This window comes from Hoylesella shahii, from assembly GCF_937990675.1.
GTDB lineage: Bacteria > Bacteroidota > Bacteroidia > Bacteroidales > Bacteroidaceae > Prevotella > Prevotella shahii.
Map to the genome: position 1 here is coordinate 16,987 of NZ_CALKQY010000058.1, position 21,944 is coordinate 38,930.

The 21,944-nt window shown below is 43.3% G+C and carries 16 protein-coding genes; 3 read left to right on the plus strand and 13 right to left on the minus strand.

Annotation, left to right across the window (positions count from 1 at the left end; genetic code table 11):
- Nucleotides 1-281: 281 nt before the first annotated feature.
- Nucleotides 282-1,034 carry a hypothetical protein gene (locus QME03_RS08555; RefSeq protein ID WP_281724095.1) on the plus strand — a complete coding sequence of 251 codons (753 nt, stop codon included), beginning with the start codon at nucleotides 282-284 and terminating at the stop codon, nucleotides 1,032-1,034.
- Between the two features lie 158 nt (nucleotides 1,035-1,192).
- Here QME03_RS08555 and QME03_RS08560 read toward each other — a convergent pair whose 3' ends face one another.
- From QME03_RS08560 to QME03_RS08595, 8 genes are all read right to left on the minus strand, one after another.
- Nucleotides 1,193-3,793 carry a fimbrillin family protein gene (locus QME03_RS08560; RefSeq protein WP_281724096.1) on the minus strand — a complete coding sequence of 867 codons (2,601 nt, stop codon included), beginning with the start codon at nucleotides 3,791-3,793 and terminating at the stop codon, nucleotides 1,193-1,195.
- 29 nt (nucleotides 3,794-3,822) lie between these two features.
- Nucleotides 3,823-4,017, minus strand: coding sequence for a hypothetical protein (locus QME03_RS08565; protein ID WP_281724097.1), 195 nt, complete (start codon nucleotides 4,015-4,017; stop codon nucleotides 3,823-3,825).
- Nucleotides 4,018-4,453: 436 nt separating this feature from the next.
- Nucleotides 4,454-7,111, minus strand: coding sequence for a fimbrillin family protein (locus tag QME03_RS08570; protein ID WP_281724098.1), 2,658 nt, complete (start codon nucleotides 7,109-7,111; stop codon nucleotides 4,454-4,456).
- A gap of 68 nt (nucleotides 7,112-7,179) precedes the next feature.
- Nucleotides 7,180-7,344 carry a hypothetical protein gene (locus QME03_RS08575; protein ID WP_281724099.1) on the minus strand — a complete coding sequence of 55 codons (165 nt, stop codon included), beginning with the start codon at nucleotides 7,342-7,344 and terminating at the stop codon, nucleotides 7,180-7,182.
- A 578-nt stretch (nucleotides 7,345-7,922) separates the two neighbouring features.
- Complete coding sequence (locus tag QME03_RS08580) at nucleotides 7,923-10,463, minus strand: fimbrillin family protein (RefSeq protein WP_281724100.1); 2,541 nt, start codon at nucleotides 10,461-10,463, stop codon at nucleotides 7,923-7,925.
- 156 nt (nucleotides 10,464-10,619) lie between these two features.
- A complete protein-coding gene (locus QME03_RS08585; protein ID WP_273113254.1) occupies nucleotides 10,620-10,745 on the minus strand; it encodes a hypothetical protein in 126 nt (41 codons plus the stop codon).
- Nucleotides 10,746-11,474: 729 nt separating this feature from the next.
- Nucleotides 11,475-14,045, minus strand: coding sequence for a fimbrillin family protein (locus QME03_RS08590; protein WP_281724101.1), 2,571 nt, complete (start codon nucleotides 14,043-14,045; stop codon nucleotides 11,475-11,477).
- 139 nt (nucleotides 14,046-14,184) lie between these two features.
- Nucleotides 14,185-14,373 carry a hypothetical protein gene (locus QME03_RS08595; protein WP_025815590.1) on the minus strand — a complete coding sequence of 63 codons (189 nt, stop codon included), beginning with the start codon at nucleotides 14,371-14,373 and terminating at the stop codon, nucleotides 14,185-14,187.
- 1,521 nt (nucleotides 14,374-15,894) lie between these two features.
- Between QME03_RS08595 and dgt the strand changes: the two genes are divergently transcribed.
- Nucleotides 15,895-17,232 carry a dGTP triphosphohydrolase gene (gene dgt / locus QME03_RS08600; protein ID WP_281724102.1) on the plus strand — a complete coding sequence of 446 codons (1,338 nt, stop codon included), beginning with the start codon at nucleotides 15,895-15,897 and terminating at the stop codon, nucleotides 17,230-17,232.
- Nucleotides 17,233-17,481: 249 nt separating this feature from the next.
- Here dgt and QME03_RS08605 read toward each other — a convergent pair whose 3' ends face one another.
- On the minus strand, nucleotides 17,482-18,393 hold the full coding sequence (locus QME03_RS08605) for a helix-hairpin-helix domain-containing protein (RefSeq protein ID WP_281724103.1): 912 nt from the start codon (nucleotides 18,391-18,393) through the stop codon (nucleotides 17,482-17,484).
- A gap of 76 nt (nucleotides 18,394-18,469) precedes the next feature.
- Nucleotides 18,470-19,831, minus strand: a complete 1,362-nt coding sequence (locus QME03_RS08610; protein WP_281724104.1) for a sodium-dependent transporter — start codon at nucleotides 19,829-19,831, stop codon at nucleotides 18,470-18,472.
- A gap of 273 nt (nucleotides 19,832-20,104) precedes the next feature.
- On the opposite strand from QME03_RS08610, the gene QME03_RS08615 reads away from it, so the two are divergent.
- On the plus strand, nucleotides 20,105-20,533 hold the full coding sequence (locus tag QME03_RS08615; protein ID WP_281724105.1) for a VanZ family protein: 429 nt from the start codon (nucleotides 20,105-20,107) through the stop codon (nucleotides 20,531-20,533).
- Here QME03_RS08615 and QME03_RS08620 read toward each other — a convergent pair.
- From QME03_RS08620 to QME03_RS08630, 3 genes are all read right to left on the minus strand, one after another.
- Nucleotides 20,481-20,981, minus strand: coding sequence for a CYTH domain-containing protein (locus tag QME03_RS08620; protein WP_281724106.1), 501 nt, complete (start codon nucleotides 20,979-20,981; stop codon nucleotides 20,481-20,483). The genes QME03_RS08615 and QME03_RS08620 overlap by 53 nt on opposite strands.
- A 96-nt stretch (nucleotides 20,982-21,077) precedes the next feature.
- Complete coding sequence (locus QME03_RS08625; protein WP_281724107.1) at nucleotides 21,078-21,215, minus strand: hypothetical protein; 138 nt, start codon at nucleotides 21,213-21,215, stop codon at nucleotides 21,078-21,080.
- 396 nt (nucleotides 21,216-21,611) lie between these two features.
- Nucleotides 21,612-21,944 (minus strand): peptide chain release factor-like protein (locus tag QME03_RS08630; protein ID WP_281724108.1); only part of this gene is annotated, 333 nt, incomplete at its 5' end.

Genomic DNA, 21,944 nt, shown 5'->3' on the forward strand with positions numbered 1-21,944 from the left:
CCCACATCTTCGTAAACCCGTAAAACCACGTTCGTACAAAGCCACAAACCCATATCCTCACCAACGCATAAACGCATAAGCTCACACACAAAGAAAAATCATAAGCCCCCAAAAAAACACAAACTAAAAAACGCATAAACTAAAAAACGCATAAACTAAAAAAACTCATAAACTCATAAACCAAAAAACTCATAAACTCATAAACTAAAAAACTCATGAACTAAAAAACTCATGAACTCATAAACTAAAAAACTCATAAACTCATAAACCAACACAACATTATGCAAAAAAAAGCAATTCGCTCCCTACTATGGATGCAGGCGCTGCTTTGCACCATATTCTTATTCGCGTGTTCTAACGAAGACAACAGCAACGCGCCACTACCGAAACCCGAACCCAAGGAGTTGAAGGTGCAAGTGGCCGTAGACACCAAGGCCAACACCGCCACCGTGAGCGTGGCCAATGCCCCAGCCGAGGCATCGCTAAGCCTGGTTTTAGACGTTAATAGGGGTAAAGCACTAGACCAAGCCACAGCAGACAAGAACGGTACACATACCTTTAAGCTGCCCCTGCTGGCCGGCTATGAACAAAAACTGAAACTGGTAGTGAAAAGCGGAGCCACCAGTGCCGAGGTGAAAAACCTGACTTTGCCCGCCGCCGAAGAGCAATACTCCGACGAACAAATTGCACAAGGCTTGCAAAAACACAAGTGGCTGTCCGACCAAAAGCGTTCGCGCATCATCGTAGGCCACACTAGCACAAACCCCTACGATATGTTTGTCAACAAGGCCGTGAAGCATTTCGAGTTCCTGCCCAACTCCAAGTTCAACTTTACCGTTACCTCCCCCTTGCAGTGGAACTTCCCCAACGGCAAGTGGAGCGTTAAGAACAAGCGTGTAGACATAGACACCCAAATACCCCTAGGCCCGATGCTACTGCGCAACTCGCGCATACAAACCCTCACCGAGAAAGAGATGGTAATGCTAACCGAGGTAGACGGTGGGTTGTTCCTTCTCTGCTTCACGTCCGAATAAGAATCACAGCTAAGCCCCGCGAAGCAAGAAGCCACCCTTTCAAACGCGTGGTATAAGAGCAATACATGACCAAACAAAAACAACTGCACGCCAGAGAGTGGCATGCAGTTGTTAATAATTAAGCGCACAGCAGACAAGGGCAGCCTTAAAGCGCAATGTTATTCTTTAACGGGCAATACGCTATATGCCCAAGACATGTTTCGGTAAACCGGTATCGAAGAACCAGGCTTATGGGTATCGAAAGAATAAGAGCCATCCGCCTTTTTCTTAACCAATCCGATGAGGCCATAATAGCCATAATACGAATCTTCGTTGGCTTTATACTTCTCGGAAGTCCAATAATGACCTGCATTATTTTCAACAATACCATTGTGGAACTGTTGCGGATCGATTTTACCAATCGTTGGAGCAAATGCAGGTTTGCCGTTGTTACCCGCTTTAATCTTTTGGAAATCGACAACGCGTGGAACATGGAATCCAGCCGGAGAGGGGTCGTAAACCGTTTTATAGAACTGGCAAGCATACTGATAGCCTGTGGTGTTGTATGCATCCCATAGGTTAAAGTAGGTTTTGTCAGGGTCGCAATTCTTATTCCAGTCCCAGTTACCCAGATTTGTTGCCCCCTTATTAGCCAGACGTGGTGTAGCCATCTCCAAGGGATAATAAGCCGCATTTTTCAAAGAGAGTCCGCCATTATATACGTATGGTTGCACAGTAAATGGGCATCCAGGCCACAGCGGGTCTTTGCGTCCTTGTTGATAGAACATCGACACGCCTTCTCTTATCATTTCACTAGGCTTTTGGGTGAACACAATCTGTGCTATTTTTTTGCTTCGTTTCTGCATAAAGGTAAGGCGTACTTGGCGGTCTTTGCGATAAGGCGTACCCTCCCAAGCAGTATGGCGGAAGCCTAATGGTTCGAGCATAAAGTATCCAGAGCTTGTGTTGAGCACGTCTTGAGACGTAATCCATATATGCCAGCTCCATGCAACGCGTTTGGGGCAGCCACAATACGAAACGGTGATGATGGCACTAGCCTCCTTCATTTTGGTTTTATCAACTTCGAACTCAACAAAACCGCTGCACACATTACCACCATTGCTAATGGTTACCAGTCCGGGTTCGCTGCACCAAGCCACTTGTGCCCTATCAATGCCTTTAATTTGATATCCATTGATATTGCCACGCCCTTCTTGGAAGATACCCAATACGCTATTGCTAGCAGTTACGTTAGGTCTGTAAGCATGGCGATTGTCTTGTCCGTTTTGTAAGGCATTGCCATAAACCAAGGGGAACTTGTACTTACCACCGGCCGAAACCACATAGCAGTTGGCCGTATTTCGTTGTCCACAAGCATTGATAGAGAGGTCTTTTCTTGTTGTTACCTCAGGGGCAGACTGCAATTGCGCCTCGCGTTCAGCCTTAAAATCTTTATAATCGTAGGTCAATCTTAGATTGCAAGCCTCGGCTACAGAACCGCCAGCCCCCTGTTCGGTAACCGAAGCCACCATAGAAGGTTTGCCTGTGGTCCAATTTACGCCATCCTCGCTATACTCGTACTTAGAGATTTCCCATGCTTCGGCCTTATCGCGACTACCATCAGGATAGCCTTTCAGTCGGCTAAAACTCTGCACAGTAAAAGGAATGTCGAGTTCGTTATACTTTCTTGTGGTGACGCCATCGCCCAAATCGGTGGTAGGCGTGATAGAAAGTTCGAAATCGCGGTCGGATAAGTCGCTGCTATTTGATATGGTGTAGACCCTGGTTGTGCCTTCAGTCCACTTTTTACCAGCTCCACCTATTTTAGCAGTCCAGTATTTACCACTTTCGAAAGTGATTTTAATCATCGCGGCATCGGGTAGCACTTGAGGAATCATAAAGAACGTGCCATCACCTCCATTAATCACCACGCCAGGGTTTTGAGCCGTTGAGAAGGGTGGATTTAAAGTGAGTTTGTAGTTCTTTAAGCTGCTTCCAAGCACCCAAGCCTTATTAGCCACATCGTATTTAGCATCGCCAATAACGCCTAAGATTTCGATTGTTTTCACCTTTTGATTATAAGATAGGTCGTTACCAATCTTAAATTGTATGGCCGTTGTGGCATGCGAGAACACTAGAGGGATTTTCTTACCGTCGAAGTCGTCGTATTGCAAGATGTTCGTTGAAGCAACCAGGAAGTCGGTTTGCTGTTTTGCATCGGCCTTTGGTTCGAACTGCACGATAGGACTTTGCCCCACGGTCGACTTCAAATCGACAGCATCTACAGCGGGATGTACGGCAAAGAATTTCAGCGCAGGGGCATCAGCCTTGTGCCATTGCACAGGGTTAACCATTGAGCCATCAGCGTTTACCTTCTCATTATACATATAATCCACTGTAGCTCCGCCATTTTTGCTAGCGAAGATAGAGAAGGGTTTGTTGATGCCAGCGAAGTTAACCGTTGTGGTAATCGTTCCTCTTGTTGCAGCAGAAGCATGCATGGGCAGCACCCCTTCTATAGTGGTTTCTACCAATTGAAGTCCCTGTGCCTCGTCGCCTTCGATGGGTGTGGCATGCGATTGCCACACCGAGGCAGCTCTCGACTTGCCAGTATTCGCGCCTTTACCAACGTTTTGTACATCGGACACGCTAAAGCTAACGCGTTCGGTAGATGAGTTTTGTTCTAATTGTTTGTCGATGTCGCTACAAGCGGCTACGACTAATGATGTCAAGCCTATGCAGCCCGCCATCAATGCTAAGTGTAAATTTCCTGATTTCATTGCCTTAACTTTTAAATTTGATGGACTTGTTACGGATACATGGGTGTAGACGTAGAGCCACCAGACGAGTCGAAAGTGTCGCCATCTAAGTCTTCTTCTCCTCCGTCGTCGTAATCACCTACCGATACGTTAACTCCTGAATGGCCCGAAGCGGCCAAAATAGATTCTGCCCCCATAAGTTTGTGCGTCTTAATACAGGGCATACAATACTCTTTCTTAATCATAATCAATTACTTCTACTCTCTATACATTAATTTACCTATCCCGAAAGATGCAACACTTTTATAATTTTGGCTTAACACTTCCAAACAACGGAAGAGGCCGTGGGCTTTGATACGTCAAGAAATCAGCCTAACTTTGTGTCGCGAAAAGTTGCTGCGTTAATTCTCTGTACGTATGCAAAGTTAAGAATAAAACAGAGACAGATACGCATTTGGAAACACTATTTCATGTAAAAGAAAAAACAGAACAAAACTTACGGAAATCGCTACATGGATTTTTAGGTTCGTTTACAAATAGCATTGAATGTTAACCACTTACAATCATGCATCACACCGTAAACAAGCATCGAAGTAGGGGTATAAAAAAACAACTGCACACTACGAGTAGTATGCAGTTGTGAATGGTTTTCTTAGAAAACCAAATTAAAGTGATGGTACGTTATTGCTTGATTGGGAGAACATTATAACCAAATCGAGTATCTGTATAATACTGAGCATTCCTTTGTATCTCTAAATCGTTATCGTTTATTGCGTACGCGTGCACTGCTGCAAACATCCAAGTACTATTATGCAGCACATACACCTTTTCGCTAGTCCAATAATAACCATGGAGATTGCCTTGATATACAGGTCTATTACCGTCAGCTCCACCTTCTGGATGTATATAGCCCAATCTTAGAGCAGCCCTTCTTCTGCCTTCTGTAAGTTTTGAGAAGTCGGCAGCCCTTGGTATATGGAAGCCAGCAGGGCTCGGGTCGTAGATTGTTTTAACAAAAGTACTGGTGTTATGGCCCATATACCCAGTTGCATTAGCATCCCAAAGGTTCAGATAAGTACATTCTCTAGCAGGGTCGTTGTTCCAATCCCATGTGCTTCCCCATTTCTCATGCCCATCGGGGCCAGTGCCCAAGGCACTATAGAACGCTCTTCTGTTACCCATTTTCATTGGTTCCTGCACAGCTTGAGCCAACGTCATACCACCATAAAACGCCCTATCAGAAGAAGTTAAATACATTCCTGGCCAATAAGGGTCTTTACGTCCCCATTGATAGAACATAGCCTGTCCTTGAGCTTGCTCAAAATAAGGTTTCTGAGTAAATGTTACTTTAACTTCTTTACCTGTTCGAGTTTGCTTAAATGTAAGTCTTATTTTGCGATCATCCGAATAAGTTGTACGTTTCCACTTCGATGGTACAAAGCCAAGAGGTTCGCGCAAGAATTCTCCACTCTTCACTCCAACAACGTCTTTGCCAGTAATCCAGATATGCCAAGACCAAGCAACCTTATTATTCTTCCACACGGCGATAATGGCATTTCCCGTTTCGATGTTGTCTTTAGCTACCTCGAACTCAATATAAACATTGCGTCCACCCTCAGCACCAAATGCTTTCCCTGCACGGTCTATCCCCGTTACCTTTATTAGTCCAGGTTTGCTTTGCCACAATACAGATGCAACGTCTACCCATTGATGAATATCAGGATAGGGAATATCATATTTTCCTGCTCCTTGATTTACACCACCTTTGAAACGTTTCAATACCATTCCGTCGTTACGGGTGTTATTATTCCAGAAAGACTCCGTAGCATCCGCGTCATTAACTCTACTGCTACCATAGAACAAGGGGAACTTATATTTTCCAGGAGCAGAAACGATGTAGCAGTTAGCTGTATTTTGCTTACCATCAACCATTGAGAGGTCTTTTCTCGTGGTAACTTCGTCGGCATCTTTTAGTTGTTTGTTGCGATAGGCCACAAAGTCTGTTAGTTCATTGGTAAACTCAAGGTTGCACAACTGCGGTGCTGTGCTACCATTACCTCTATCTGTTACAGAAACAAGCATACTGGGTTTTGTGGTTGTAACCCCCATTGCGGGGTCGTTGCCATCCACGTATTCGTATTTAACAATCTCCCAAGGTTCTTTCTTGTCACGCGAATCATTTGCATAACCTTTTAAACGGCTATAACTTTGAACGGTGAAAGGAACACTCAGCTGATTGTACTGTCTAACAGTTGTGCCATCACCCAAATCTGTGGTAGGAGTAACGGTAAATACAATATCGCGATCGCTCTGATCGCTGGAGTTTGAGATTGAATAAGTTCTGGTTGTTCCTTGAACCCATTGCTTATTATTGCCACCAATCTTGGCATGTACCCGCTTGCCACTTTCAAAATAGATATTAACTGCAGCATCATTAGGCAAGGTTTGAGGAATCATAAAGAAGACACCATCGCCACCATTCATCACTACGCCTGGGTTTTGTGCGGTAGAGAAGCCTGGATTAAGCTCTAGTGTATAGCTTTTCTTATCTGTGCCCAGCGTCCAAGTTCCGTTAGCCACATCGTATGTGCCACTACCAATAACGCCAACAATTTCGATTTTCTTCACCACTTGATTGTAAGAAAGGTCGTTACCTATCTTAAATTGTATAGCCGTTGTGGCATGTGAGAACTGGATTGGAACTTTTTGGTTTACGTAATCATCGTATTGCAATGTGTTTGTCTTTGCAACCAAAAGGTCGGTTTGCTGTTTGGCATCTGCGTTGGGAGCAAACTTAATAATGGGATTTTGCCCCGAAACGGTGGTAAGATTTGCAACATCAACAGCTGGATGAACAGCATAAAACTTGAGCGAAGCGGCGTCTGCCTTGCGCCATTGCACAGCGTTTACCATCGTACCATCAGCGTTTACTTTCTCATTATATAAATAGTTGGCCACAGGACCACCGTTTTTGCATGCGAAAATAGAGAAAGGCTTGTTGAGTCCCTGGAAGTTTAACGATGTGGTTACTGTTCCGCGAGTGGCTGCAGGGATGTAGATGGGGTTAACACCTTCAATGGTTGTCTCTACCAACTCCAGTCCTTCAGCATCGTCGCCAGTAATTTTGCTGGTCTGCGTTTCATAAACCGACAGCGCTTTTGTTTTAGGAAGCGACGCTGCATCCACCGTGTTCTGCACATCGGTAACGCTAAAGCTAATTCCATCGATTGGTTTATTCTGAACTAGTTCTGTTTCGTTGTCACTACAACTACTCATAACAGCCGACGACAAGCCCATAAGGCCAACCGCCAAAACAAATAATAAGTTTTTTGATTTCATTTACTCGTTTATTACTTTATCAATCACTAAAAAAATAACAAGTTGCACAAAGAAGAACGATACACACACTATGGTGTCACGGTTTCTCCATCCAAATCTTCAACTCCACCATCTCCAAAATCATCTATTTCTGGAGTTGTCTTTACGTCTGTGCCACTACCAGCCAAAATAGGTGTTGTTCCTTCAACAAGATGCGTCTTGGCCGAAGGAGCATAATACGTTTTCTTCATCATAATTTAATACTTCTCTTAATTTATTACTCTAAAATCTCTATATATTACTCTCAAATGCCACAACACTTCAATACTATTCTTAGCATCCAATCAACAAAACGCAATACTAGATGCTAATATAAAAAGGCGTATCTACTAACAATGTGTTGCGAAAAACATTCAGCTGTACCTTACAAACGAATGCAAAGTTATAAACATTTTTTAAACGACACCAATATATTATGTCATTATTTCTAAACTAAGGAAATAGCGAACAGCAATGAAGAAATAAGTGATAACCATATTAACAGTTCTCATTAAACTTGCTGAATATTAACAATTAGAGCCACAACATTTCGCACTCAGCACATCAACAACAACTAACAACACAAATCTAATCACTCAAATTTTTAAAAAGCCACATCATCTCCACAAGAAACGCGCCACAACACCGTTTCATTGGCCCACCCACAGACACACACTTCACCCCAAAACAACAAGAACAACAACTGCACACTATAAGCAGCATGCAGTTGTTGTTCTTGCTAGGGCCAAACAATTGTATTAACCCTTTATATAATATGAGTGTGTTCGACTTATTATTCTTTCACAGACAATAAGCTATAGCCAAAATAGGGATGTCCTTTGTCATAAGGAGGTTTCCAGACATCTAAGTATTCACCCGACGCATACACAGAAGCACCATACACAGCATAGCTATCCGAAGGTGAGAAAATCTTATCACTACTCCAGAAATATGCATTTCCTAAACGATTTTGAAGCACATGAATCGCCTCTGGATGTAAATATCCTAAAAACGGAACCGCTACTTTATTGCCGCCATTGTTAGGATTCAGCTTAGAATATTCGCTTCTTCGTGGCACGCGGAAGCCAGCAGGACTTGGGTCGTACACGGTCTTTACAAACTCACCGCCATATCCTAAGCCCACATTGTTTTTACCATCCCAAAGATTAAGATAGCTATTATTCTCACCTGGGTCGTTATTCCAGTCGAGAAAGCCCCTACCATTGCTTCTTAAGTTACGATAATTTGCCATCAGCAGCGGCTGTTGTACTGTCTCCTTTAAAGTCATACCGCCATTTTGAGTAAAAGTTTGAGCCGAGAATTCGTCAGCATCACACAATGGGTCTTTACGTCCAAGCTGATAATACATGGCATGTCCTTCCACCATTTGATGCGGTTTTTGGGTGAAAGTAAGTTCAGCGGTAGTTCCAGTTCTTTCTTGTTTGAAGATAACAGTCACCTTTCTATCTGTATCGTATGTTGTTTTCCACCACTTAGTATGTCTAAATCCTAATGGTTCGCGCATAAAATAGCCGCTATTTGTTGTAGCCACTTCGGGTGCAGTAATCCAGATATGCCAGCTCCAACATATGGTATTGCCTTTCTTCAAGGCAATAATTGCACTAGCCTCACACATTTTCGTTTGGTCAACTCTAAATTTCACGAAGCGATTTTTCCCACTAGCCTTTGTCACTCCCGCTGCAGTTACGAGCCCTGGAGTACTTTGCCACAACACCTCCACCTTATCACCAGCGATAATATCGGGTTCAGTAATCTTGCCAGTGCCATGGAAAAACTGAGCTAAAACGTTTCCACCCGTCCCTCCTGGCTTATAAGCAGCAGTGTTTGTTTTGCCATCTTTCTTTGCATTACCATATACAGCGGGGAACATATACTCGCCTCCAGCCGACACAATATAGCAGTTGGCCGTTTCCACCTTACCATTTGGTTGTATAGAAAGGTCTTTTGGCGTTGCAGAAGGCGTTGTATTTTTCAGCGAGTTGTTTCTAGCGCCAAGTACATCTTTATAATCTGTCTTTATTCTCACCTTATAAATATCGGCTCCTCTTTCTGTAATCAAAACGGGTTCGAGCTTAATCATATCACTAACATTGGTTGTGATAGGCGCACCACCATCTATACGGTATCCACTAACCGACCATCTTTCTTTCACATCGCGAGTTGTGTCCTTAACAAGCCCCTTTAAATGTCGGTAACTTTCAATTTTAATCGTGGCTGTAGAGTCGTTGTAGGTAAGTATTTTATTACCCTTAGCACCCACAGAGAGCACAAAATCCCTATCTTGCATATCCTTACTGTTAGCAATAGTGTAGGTTTTTGTCATACCAGCTACCCACTTTTTACCACTTCCACCAATCTTAGCCGTCCAATATTTACCGCTTTCAAAGGTTATTTTTATCATTGCCTCAGTTGAGAGTTCTTGCGGAAGCATAAAGAACAAGCCCTTATCTACATTTATTAATGTGTTGACTTGCTGTGCTGTGGGATACACAGGGTCGAATGTTAGCTTAAAGTCTTTGTTTGCTCCGCTTAACATCCACTGTCTAGTTGCAGCATCGAACGTACCCTCACCCTTAACCTTTAAAATCTCAATTGTTTTAATTTTCTGATTATAAGAGAAGTCGCGACCTATCTTAAATTGTATAGCCGTTGTTACATGCGTAAAGTTAATGGGCACAACACTATTCTTCACGCTATCAAACTTCAAGTCTTTAGTACCAGCAATCAGCAAGTCCACCTGATTTTCTGCATCAGAGGCAACAGTAAAATTAAACCTTGGTCGCTTGCCCAACGAAGTATCCATATCTTCGTTTTCAACAGCAGGGTGCACAGCATAGAACGTAACCGACTCTGCATCGCCTTTAGTCCATCTCATAGGCTTAACCATCGTACCATTAGCATTCACCTTTTCGTTATAAATATAATCGGCAACTTGAGAGCCATTTTTACAAGCGAAGATTGAGAAAGGCTTGTTCATGCTGGCAAAATTATCCTTGCTCGTTAATATTCCGCGAGTAGGAACAACATTATCCATTGTGGCAATGCCCTCCACAGCGGTTTCAACCAGCTCTAACCCCTCTGCTCCATCGCCCTCAATGGGTACAGCGCGCGTTTCACCAGCGGCAAAAGCCACATTACGAGGTAAAAAATTAGCATCGGGCATGCTTTGCACACCTTGCAAATTAAATCGAATACAGTCGGCCGAATAAACGCGTCCTGCTTCAGAATCGTTGTCGTTACAAGCAGCGACAAACAAAGATGTGAAGCCTACTAGGCTCACCATCAACATAGAAAATAAAGTTTTTGATTTCATGTCCTTGTCATTTAATTCATGGTTTTCACGAGTTCATCATGGGTTCACTTCGAGTTCATCATGCATTGACTTCGAGTTTATCATGGTTCATCATGGGTTCACATGTATTTCTTACGTGCCTGTCATGGATTAATTATAGGTTTATTTTGGAAAGTGTCAAGGGTTTCCGTGTGTTGAATTACCGTGTCCATCTGAAGTATCGCCATCCAAATTGTCTTCACCACCATCTCCAGGAGGTACAACCCCAGGGGTAAATCCTGTCCCTTTGGAAGGTTCTAGCATTGATACCAACCCTGGAACAAGAATTATCTCGATACAGGGCAAATCATATTTCCTCTTTTTCATAATTCGTTTCTTATTACTCTCTTTTAATAGTCTTAATCTATTGATTTAATCTGCAACACTTTACTAAACTAATACTATATAACATCAAATCTCTTTGACCTTTTTGCGATGTTAATCGGTCTACATATCCACTTAACATCGTGTTGCTTAATATGATAAGTACATACGAGACACCGTTGCAAAGTTACAACACATTTCCAAATAAAACAACTATTTTCTTAAACTTATTTCTTTACACAGACAAACAAAACAGCAAATACGAAATAAGTAATAATATTTGAATGACTTATAACAAATTATTAACACTTAAGTAAAACTGCATTAAGCAATAACCTAACGTTCTATCCCATTTTAATACAACCTACATTAACCCTCCAACTGATAAAGCCAAATTGACGATTCCCCTCGTTTATCTACTATTTATTTAGCATTTTCATTACTCTCCATTCGCTATTAGTTGGTCTTTGCCTGCTTGTGTGCCACACAATCTTAACTTAAACCGCCACCTCACAAAATGTGCAACAACCATTTTCACTCACAACACCAAAAAGTTATAAAAACGTTAGTCTTCAATTGCGATAAAAAAACAAACAACTGCACGCTTATATTACGTGCAGTTGCCCATTACACATCCAGTACAGACCATCATCTGCTTACGGTTGTAGATTATTCTTCTTTAATAGGTAGGACATTTTGTCCCCAAGAGATATTTGTAAACAAGGGTTGCGTTGCTCCTTGCAGTTTCGCGCCCACAAATTTGTGTTTACCATCCACTCTCTTCGTCAAGCCATAAACACCATAATAGCCATAGAAGGTGGTTCTTCGGTCACCTTCCATCTTTTCAGACGACCAATAAAAACCGCTATCAGCATATACAATGCCCAGGGTAGAAATGCGCGGATTGATACGTCCCAAGGCTTTAACTAAGGCCGATTTACCGTTATTTCCGCTCTTAATTTTCACGAAATCTCCCGAACGTGGTACTCGGAATCCTGCAGGACATGGGTCGTACACGGTTTTAATAAACCGACCAGTGTAACCATAACCCACATTGTTTTTGGCATCCCAAAGATTGAAGTAGGTGTTATCTTCTCCTTGTTGAGCACACCAGTCCCAGTTGCTTTTTGAACTTGGATGATAAGTTAACATGCGTGGCCTCGCCATTTTCAATGGGAGCTGCGCTGCATGGATTAGCATCATACCACTATTTATCGCTTGCTTTTGCAAACTAAACGGCCCACCCACATACAAGGGGTCCTTACGTCCTTGCTGATAGTATAACGCAATGCCACTTACTTCCTCGTGCGGTTTCTGCGTTAATATTAATGTAGCTTGCGCACCACTTCTTCGTTGTTTGAAATACACCTTTACTTCCCTATCCTTATCGTAGGTTGTCTTCATCCATTTTGTATGTCTAAAGCCTATAGGTTCTCGCATAAAGCAACCTTTATCTACGCTAGCCACTTCGGGAGACGTAATCCAGATGTGCCAACTCCAATAAACCGTATTACCGTTTTGCAAACCTATAATTGCACTTGCCTCTTGTATTTTGGTTCTATCTACACTAAAGTTTATATAGCGATTTGCGCCACCATTTGCAGATATACCCTTTACTGATACCAATCCAGGCACGCTCTGCCACAACACAACAACTTTGTTACCTTCGGTAATATCGGGACCATCTATCTCACCCTTACCGCTAACAAACTTTGATAAGAAGTTGCCATCTCCCGTTCCTGGATTATAGGCAACACTATTGTTGCTTCCTCCTTTCTTAGCATTGCCGTATACAGCGGGAAACTTATATTCGCCAGGAGCCGAAACGATATAACAGTTAGCCGTTTCTCTCCAACCGCCGGCGGTTAGCGATAAATCTTTTCGTCCCGAAGGCGATACAGCCTGTTTCAGCTCGGTATCGCGTTTTTGTTTAAAGTCAATATACTCAGGATCGAGCGTAACTTTATAAACGTCGGCCACTCTATTATCCTGTGTTTTTTCAAATTTGATTTTCTTATTTATATCTTCAGTGCTTTTATAGGTTATACCACCTATTGAACACGAATCAATCACCCACGCTTCTTTACGGTCGCGCAAGCTGTCCGACTCAGGACGCCCCGTTAGATGGCGATAACTTTTAATCTCAACCAAGGCAGTTGGCTTATCGTAAGTAAGCTCACTCACCTTAGCACCCACCGAAAGCACAAAGGTTCTATCCTGTACATCCTTACTATTTGCCACTGTATAGGTTTTGGTCATTCCAGCAATCCATTTAGGTGCATTACCATCTTTATCCTTATTTCCTATTTTAGCTTGCCAATATTTACCGCTTTCAAACGTTATTTTCACCATTGCCTGTTCCGAAAGTTCTTGAGGAAGCATAAAAAATAAGCCTTCTCCAGGATTGATAATTGTACCCATTCGCTGAGCTGTGGGATAAGCCGGGTCGAACGAGAGTTTAAAGTTGGCTTGCCCATCGCGCAAGGTCCACTTCCTTGTTGCTGCATCGTAAACGCCCTCTCCCTTAACGTTTAAAATCTCAATTGTTTTAATCTTTTGGTTATAAGAGAAGTCACTACCTATCTTAAATTGGATAGCGGTGGTGGTATGGGTAAAGTTAATTGGCACAACTTTGTTTTTTACACTGTCAAACTTCAAGTCTGCAGTGCCAGCCATCAGCAAGTCTACTTGTTTACTTGCATCACTATTCACTTTAAATTTAAATTTGGCTCTACGGCCCGATGTTGCATCCAAGTCTTCGTTTTCAATGGCGGGATGGATGGCATAGAATGTTAATGAAGCGGCATCAACCTTTGACCACCTCATGGGTTTTACCATTGTACCATCGGGTTTCACCTTCTCATTATATATATAGTCGGCTATGCCTGAACCATTCTTACATGCAAAGATAGAAAACTGCTTGTTGATTGCGGAAAAATTATCTTGTGTGGTCAGTGCACCGCGTGTTTGTGCCACTTCATCCATCGTGACAATACCCTCAACAGCCGTTTCTACGAGTTCCAATCCCTCTGCTCCTTCGCCCTCAATAGGTACTACGCGCGTTTCACCAGCAGCGTAAGCCACGTTTCGCGGTAGGTATTGAGCATCTGGCATGCTTTGCACGCCCTGAAAATCAAAGCGAAAACAGTCGGCCGGATAAGCGTCTCCCTCCACAGCACTCTTGTCGACACAAGCTGCAACAATTATTGATGTAAGCCCCATTAGGCTAATCATCAACATAAAAAATAAAGATTTTGTTTTCATGTTATTGTTAAAAATCAGGGCATCACACTAGTTTTTCTTGCCAACCCTTATTGGTTGTCAAGCATACCATAGGCTTATGCCACAGATAAGTGTGTTTCTTAACCGTTTAAAGGCATTAGGGATGGCCATGCGTTGGCTCTCCACCTGGTTGATAGGTATCACCATCGAGGTCGTCTTCTCCTCCATCGCCAGGTTTTTCAACCCCAGGCCCAAATCCTGTTTCATTCGAACCAGCCATAATCGTCATTGCCTCTACAACAAGAACTGTCTCGATGCAGGGCATATAATACCTCTTCTTTTTCATTTTTTGCTTATTTTTACCCTCTTCACAGTAGTAAATTATTTCTTTTATTTGATGTTTTACACGATGTTAGTGCACAACAACTGGTTATTTTACGCCAATATGTATGCCATTCGTCAACCTATTTCCCTAATATCTATTTTCATGATAGACTTGGTTAATACGTGATAGGAATGCAAAGTTACACGTTTCTTTACAATAAAACAAGTGTTTTACACCACTTCTTTTTCAAAAACCGAAATACAAACCAACAAATACGTATTATTTGATAGTTATCAATTCTTATTGCGCCACTTTTCACTCTTTATTATTTACACTTTTAATGGAATACGACATGGCTAATCGAGTTGTATTGGGACTATGTTACGTCTTATATGCGATAACTTTGGTACTGCTTTATCAATATAAACCCTCAAACACGCATCGCACCTTAGACTACTAATCGGCAATTTGTGGTTACTCTGTCTACCCACACCTTATATATAAGGGCAACAAAGCTATTGCTTGAATGCACAAAGCTATCCAACGCACAGGGGCTAACACATATATGCCTCGTAAACGAGATTTGAGGTTCAGCGTAGACGGGGCTCATAAATGTAAAATAATTGTACTAGATTTTAACATTATGAGTGCCTTCGCCACAAAATTTCTATGCCTAGGCCAAATTTAGGCGCGTATTCTTAAAGTTTATAACTCTATGATTAACTGCCATTTACACCACTAGCGAGGCAAATACACCTTTTAAGACCTAGATTTTTGTATTTATATGCTGCATAAGTGCATCGCAAGTCGCGTTTTATCCATTTCCAATATATTATTATCTATTTACTCGAAAACTGAGTATAAGCATGCTATTTGGGGCATTATTTCTGCTATTTGCTGCATTTAACTTTGCGTTTACTAGGAGTTAGCGTTGCATTTACTAGGAGATTGCATTGCATTTACTAGGAGTTAGCACTGCATTTTGCTGCTAAATAGCCTGCGTTGTACCTCACTTCGACACTTAAAATTCTGCATATTCCTCTACATCTTGCAAATTTATTAAGTATATTTGATGTTCTTCTGAGTATAAATAGGGCTCATTTTTTTCGAAAAAAGAAGGCAATAGCATAGTAAATTGCAAAAAACGACGCACAAAAAGTGTTGCGACACGACACGTTTTTTACATTTTTGTTGCTTTTTATATAGGTTTTCACCGTTTTTTTACCTAGAATGCACGGTATGAAAAGGTGTATTTTGTAAAGTTTGTTTACCGCATTAACATTTCAACTTATTTTGTTAGCTTATGTGTCTAAGCATTCTAGCGTTTTGATACGGCATCATTTATAGCCTGAATAATGCATTTCGCGCGCAAATTGATGCGTAAGGACATTGTCTTTTTAAGTAATTATCGGTCATTGCTACAGCCATTTTGGCCAAACACAAAAACCAAAAGCCCCATCAAACGCCAAAAACAACGGGGCATGTGCCTGAGAACGAACTTTTTTGAGTAAGTTTGCAGCCATAAAATAATGCACATCCATCATGAATTGGCAGCAACTGATTTCCAACAAACGCCTTGGACAAGAGGACAAGCACCCCGAAAGGCATGACGACCGCTCGGAATTTAAACGCGATTACGACCGCCTGATTTTCTCGGCACCATTCAGGCGCCTGCAAAACAAGACGCAGGTGTTCCCCTTACCAGGCAGCGTATTCGTACACAATCGGCTTACTCATAGTCTTGAGGTGGCCTCGGTGGGTATGTCGCTGGGCAACGATGTGGCTCGCGAACTAACCAAAGTGCACCCCGAACTAGCCAATACGCGGTTCGAAGAGATTGGAACCATCGTTAGTGCAGCTTGTTTGGCGCACGATATGGGCAACCCGCCCTTTGGTCATAGTGGCGAAAAAGCCATTCAAACGTTCTTCTCAGAGGGTCAAGGGTTGCGATTAAAAGAGCAGTTGTCGCCCAAATTTTGGTCGGACCTGATACATTTTGAGGGTAATGCCAATGCCTTTCGCCTGCTTACGCACCGCTTTAACGGCAGGCGCGCAGGTGGTTTTGTAATGACTTACACCATGCTTGCAAGCATTGTTAAATATCCGTTTGAAAGCGCAGCGGCCGTAAAGAAAGCTAAGTTTGGCTTTTTTGCCAGCGAAGCAGCCACCTATTGCAAGATTGCCGATGAATTGGGCATTATTCGTTTGTCGACTTCTAACGAGCCCTTGCGCTTTGCTAGGCATCCGCTGGTGTATCTGGTGGAAGCGGCCGACGATATTTGTTATGAGGTGATGGACATAGAAGACTCGCACAAACTCAAGATTTTATCTTTTGAAGAGACCGAAGATTTGCTGCTTGGTTTCTTTAACGAGAAGGGCAAACAGCGCATCAAACGCAGAATTGAAGAAGAAGGCGTGACCGATGTGCACGAAAAAGTGGTGTATATGCGGGCTTGTGTGATTGGTCTGCTCGAACATAAATGTGTTGAAGCCTTTGTGGCCAACGAGCAAAAGCTGCTTGATGGCACGCTTCAAGGCTGTTTGATAGACAATATTTCGCAGTTGGAACGCGAGGCTTATCGCCGTTGCGAGGCTGTTTCAAGAAAGAAAATATACAATAGTAAGCCTGTGCTGGATGTGGAATTGAGCGGTTACACCATTATGGAGACCTTGCTAACGGCACTGGTTGAGGCTGCAGCCGAACCTAAACGGTATTACTCCACGCAACTCATTCAGCGCTTTAGCAGTCAGTACGACATCAATAGCGAAAATCTTGAAACGCGTATTCAAGCCGTGATAGACTATATTAGTGGTATGACCGACTTGTTTGCGCTCGACGTGTACCAAAAGATTAAGGGCATTTCGCTGCCTATTGTGTAGCCTATAGCAAAACAAAAAAAACGCTGCCCAGGGGTGCTTTGCTTGTGCAAAGTGGCTCCTGGGCAGCGTTTTTGTGCATTTTTTGGCCATTTCATCGACTTTCTATTTGCCCCAAATGGGAAAACAGAAAAGCATCCATGGGGTTTAGCTTGTATTGATTCTAACCTTTTCATCGCTTGTTTGATTGTAAGCATCATCCCTCACCAAGCAACAAACCCAATCGTTACAGTCGAAAAAAGTGATTTGAGGTTAAAACTCCACGTAAGGTTGCAATCGTTGCACCTTGTCTTCAGAGAAATCTTTGAGCAACTTCAATTGGTCAAGACTTTGCAAGTTGCCATGCAAACGCCTAAAATCTATAATGGCCCGTGCTTGATAGAAACCGATGTAGGGATGTTTTTTCAGTTCGTTGAGGGTTAGTTTATTAATGTTGATGCGTTTAATTTTGCCCAATTCATCGGCAGTAAGTGCAAAGAAAGCCATGCTCTCGGTAGGAAAATCTTCTATCTCGGCCAATTGTTCCACGCTAGCAAAGCCACCTAGGCGGTTGCGATAGTACACAATCTGCCGGGCAAAATAACTACCAATGCCAGGCACTTTCTTCAGTTCGGTGGTGTCGGCCGTATTCAAAAACACGTGTGCGCCTGGTTTTAACTTTGTTGAAAAACGTAAGGTATCGCGGTGTTGCGCGGTGTGTGGGCGCTCGCTTGTGATAAAATCGGCAGCAGGGCGATAGTCGTCGGCAATACGGATGTAAGGTTCTAACTGGCGATATTGCTTTAGCGTAAGCCCATGCAGACGGGCAAAGTCGGATGGTTGCCTAAACACGCCTCCCTTACTGCGATATTTAAGCAGGGACTTTACTTGCCAAGCTTGAAGACCTAGCGCCAAAAGCTGTTCGGGCGAGGCCGTGTTTGGGTCGAAAGACGATAGGTGTACGGGGGCTGGCTCATAGTCGTCGAATTGCCATTTATTGGCATCGCCAACCGATGAATTGGCCTTTTTATGCGCTTTCTGCGTTTTTTTGACAGGCGATTGAGGCGAAACAGACAGACCATTGGCCCACCTGATAACAACAACCACCGCTACAATGCCCACCACAAGGAAAAGAATAGCCTTGCGGTCGGACTTAGGGAAGTAGAACAGTTCTTTAATTGACATGGTATTAAGATTAGTATATTTCGATGAAATGGGGTGTTTTCACGCCATTCGGCCTCTTTAAGCCGAGAACAAAGCCTTAGAACACGCCCAACTGATGCAAGAATATGGCCAAGATACAAAGTGGGCACACATAGCGAACACTAAAGATATAGGCCCCAAAGAGTGTAGAACGCAATGTTCCCCAGTTGGTAAACTCGTCTTTAACCACATTGCGCGGTACAAACCAACCTAGGAAAATGCAGGTGAGAAAACCGCCAACGGGTAAGAATATCTGTCCTGTAACAAAGTCGAACACATCGAACAACGAGTGGCCTGCAATGCTCAAGCTGCTCATTGCGCCCAACGAGAGCGAACAAAACAGCCCAACAGTGAGTGTTCCGCCCGTTACTATGGCTGCTGCTTTTTTGCGCGTGATGTGCAGTTCTTCGTAAAAGAAAGCCGTACTAACCTCGTGTAAAGAGATGAGCGACGTTATTGCAGCCAGCGACAAAAGGGCATAGAACAGAAGGGATAGCACATATCCCAACACGGGAACGCCCGAAAAAGCCTGCTGGAACACGTGCGGAAGGGTGATAAAGATGAGCGACGGACCACTATCGGGGCTTACACCAACAGAGAAAGCTGCGGGGAAAATCATCAAACCCGCCAGAATGGCCACAAGACTATCGATGATGGAAATCTGAACAGCCGTCTGTAGCAGATTGGTTTGTCTACTAAAATACGATGCATAGGTGCAAATACAACCCATGGCAATGCTCAACGAATAGAACGACTGACCTAAAGCGTCGAGAAAAACATTGGAATTGAGTTTAGAGAAGTCGGGATTGAACAAAAACGAGATGCCTTTACCCGCCCCAGGAAGCATGCACGACGACACAACAATAACCAGAAGCAGTACAAAGAGCGTGGGCATGAACATCTTTGAAGCCTTTTCGATGCCACCGCGCACACCATGTATGATAACATAATGTGTGAAAAGCAGGATAATGGCCGTCCAAAAAACAGGTAAAAAGGCGCTAGCAGAAAAGTCGGTGAAGTAACTTGCGATGGCTGCATGGTCGCCCTGCAACTGATTTGCAGCCGAAGCGTACATATATTGCAAGCACCAACCAGCCACTACAGCATAATAACCTGTGATGAGAAAGCCAGTGGCCACACCTAAGAAGCCCACCCAACGCCATAAACTGCCCTTGGGAGCCATATTTGCATAGGCTCGGGCGGTGTTAGAAGCACCGTGACGACCAATGATAAACTCGCTAACCATACAGGGAATACCTAGAAACAAGATGCAGAAAAAGTAAATAAGAATGAATACAGCACCACCATCAGCACCCGTCATATAAGGAAAACGCCACACGTTTCCAAGACCAACGGCCGACCCAGCAGTGGCTAAAATCAGTCCTAACTTACTTCCAAACCCCGCTCTACTTTCAGACATAGTCAAAATTATTTTGGTTTATTACGCTGCAAAATTATAAAAAAACATCTACTTTTGCATAGAAATTAATTGCAATATTGCATTCACATGATACGATTTGGCATTTTTAAGGCTTTCGAAGTGATAAATTAAGACTTTTACATCACGCATTCTATCAATTTAGATAGATATTAATAGTATCTGCCAACACGCTACACGCATTGTGTAAACATGCAAACAGGCACGCATCGGCCTAGGAATAGCCATTCGCAAACCAAAGCATTATAGAGAAAAATGAAATCAAGAAAATTAGAAAAAGTAAATTTAGCCCGCCACATCATCATGGCCTACCCCTTCGGCACGTGCCTTATCGTGGGGATATGGGTGGCTTGTTTGATGCCAGTTCCCGAAACACCATTGGCCAATATCTCACTCTTCGACAAGTGGGTGCACATGGCACTCTATACCTTTTTATGCATTACGCTGTGGGCGGAGTATCTTCGGCGACACAGAGAACTAAACAAAAAGCGCCTTTTCATCGGTGTTTTCATGGCACCTTTGCTCATGGGCGGACTCATTGAGTTGGCTCAAGCCACATGCACAGGCGGCAACCGCAGTGGCGATTGGCTGGATTTTGCAGCCAACAGCATAGGCGTTGTGGTGGGAAACGTTATCGGTATGCTTCTGGCAAAGTGTTTCGCCAAAGGCAAAAAGGGAAAGTAAGCAGGTTGGAATTGTAAAAACGACGATCGCCAGTTACCTCTGGTCCGATGAAATGGGGCTTTTCAAACGCTTCGTCCTTACTACCCAACTCCACTTCGGCCAATAATAAACCTTCGTTATTGCCATAAAATTCGTCGATTTCGAATGTATGTGCCCCACTTTTAACAAGATAGCGACGCTTATCCACCACACCGCCACGGCAAAGCAGCAACAGTTGGTCGGCCTCTTGTGTAGGGATTTCGGTTTCGAACTCGTAACGAGACAGCCCCCCATCAACCGAACGCCCTTTAATGGTGAGGTAAGCGCGGTCGTCGCGCTTACGAATACGCACCGTTGCGCCCTCACAAGGAATGTATCCCTGCACAATATGACTGCTTGCGAAAGCCTCTTTGCGATAGGCATCGCCTTTTTCAACCAAGAACTTACGTTCTATCTCTTGCCCGCTCATATGTGTAGCATGTGTTGTTGGCGGTCTTCACCTTGATTGAAGCAATGCATTAAAGCGCCACTTTCAAGCAAAGTGAAGACCAAAATGTACGAAAACTTACGAATTCATCGCCCAAATTAGGAGGCACAGGGCCACTAAACCCAATACACCCACTAACCAGACCATAACTTGTTTGGCTTGTTTCTCTTGGCGCGCCTCACGCTTTGCGCGGCGCATTTTGCTTTTCTCACTCATAGACTTTTAGTTTTTAGGCTCGCTTTAGGGTAGTTCGGCTTTCGGCATGGATGGTTTTTAAAGTCGCCTTAACGTTTTTGGTTATTCGTTTTCTAGTCAAAAGCAATGGCGTAAGCGCTTACTTTATGGACAATAGCCGTGGTTTAAGACTTTACACATGCCTCAAAAGGATGCTCTAGTTGCGAGCGGCATTATTAATTAGGTGTTGTATAGATACATCAGTTTGCAAGAAGAGAAGTAAACAGGGCCTGCGATGTGTGGTAGAAGACAAAAAAGCCGACTTGCTTTATCGCATTTAGGTCCTTGAAGGCCAATCTATGGCCAAGCATTTCACCCGTTTAAGCCATCCAAAGACTAAAAATTAGCCCGTACAAATTGGCCTTGAACAGAACCGTTTTACTTTTCGGTTACGGGAAACTCCATCAAATAAGCCTTGATAAAATCGTCTATTTTACCGTCCATCACGCCATCCACGTCACCCGTTTGATAGTTAGTGCGATGGTCTTTCACACGACGGTCGTCGAAAACATAGCTTCTAATTTGGCTTCCCCATTCAATTTTCTTCTTTCCAGCTTCAATTTTGGCCTGAGCCTCCAAGCGTTTCTTCATGGCTCGGTCGTAAAGTTGCGACTTAAGCAAGCGCATAGCATTGTTACGGTTTTCCAATTGCTTGCGGCTTTCGGTGTTTTCGATAAGGATTTCCTCCTCCTCACCAGTGTCGGGGTCGGT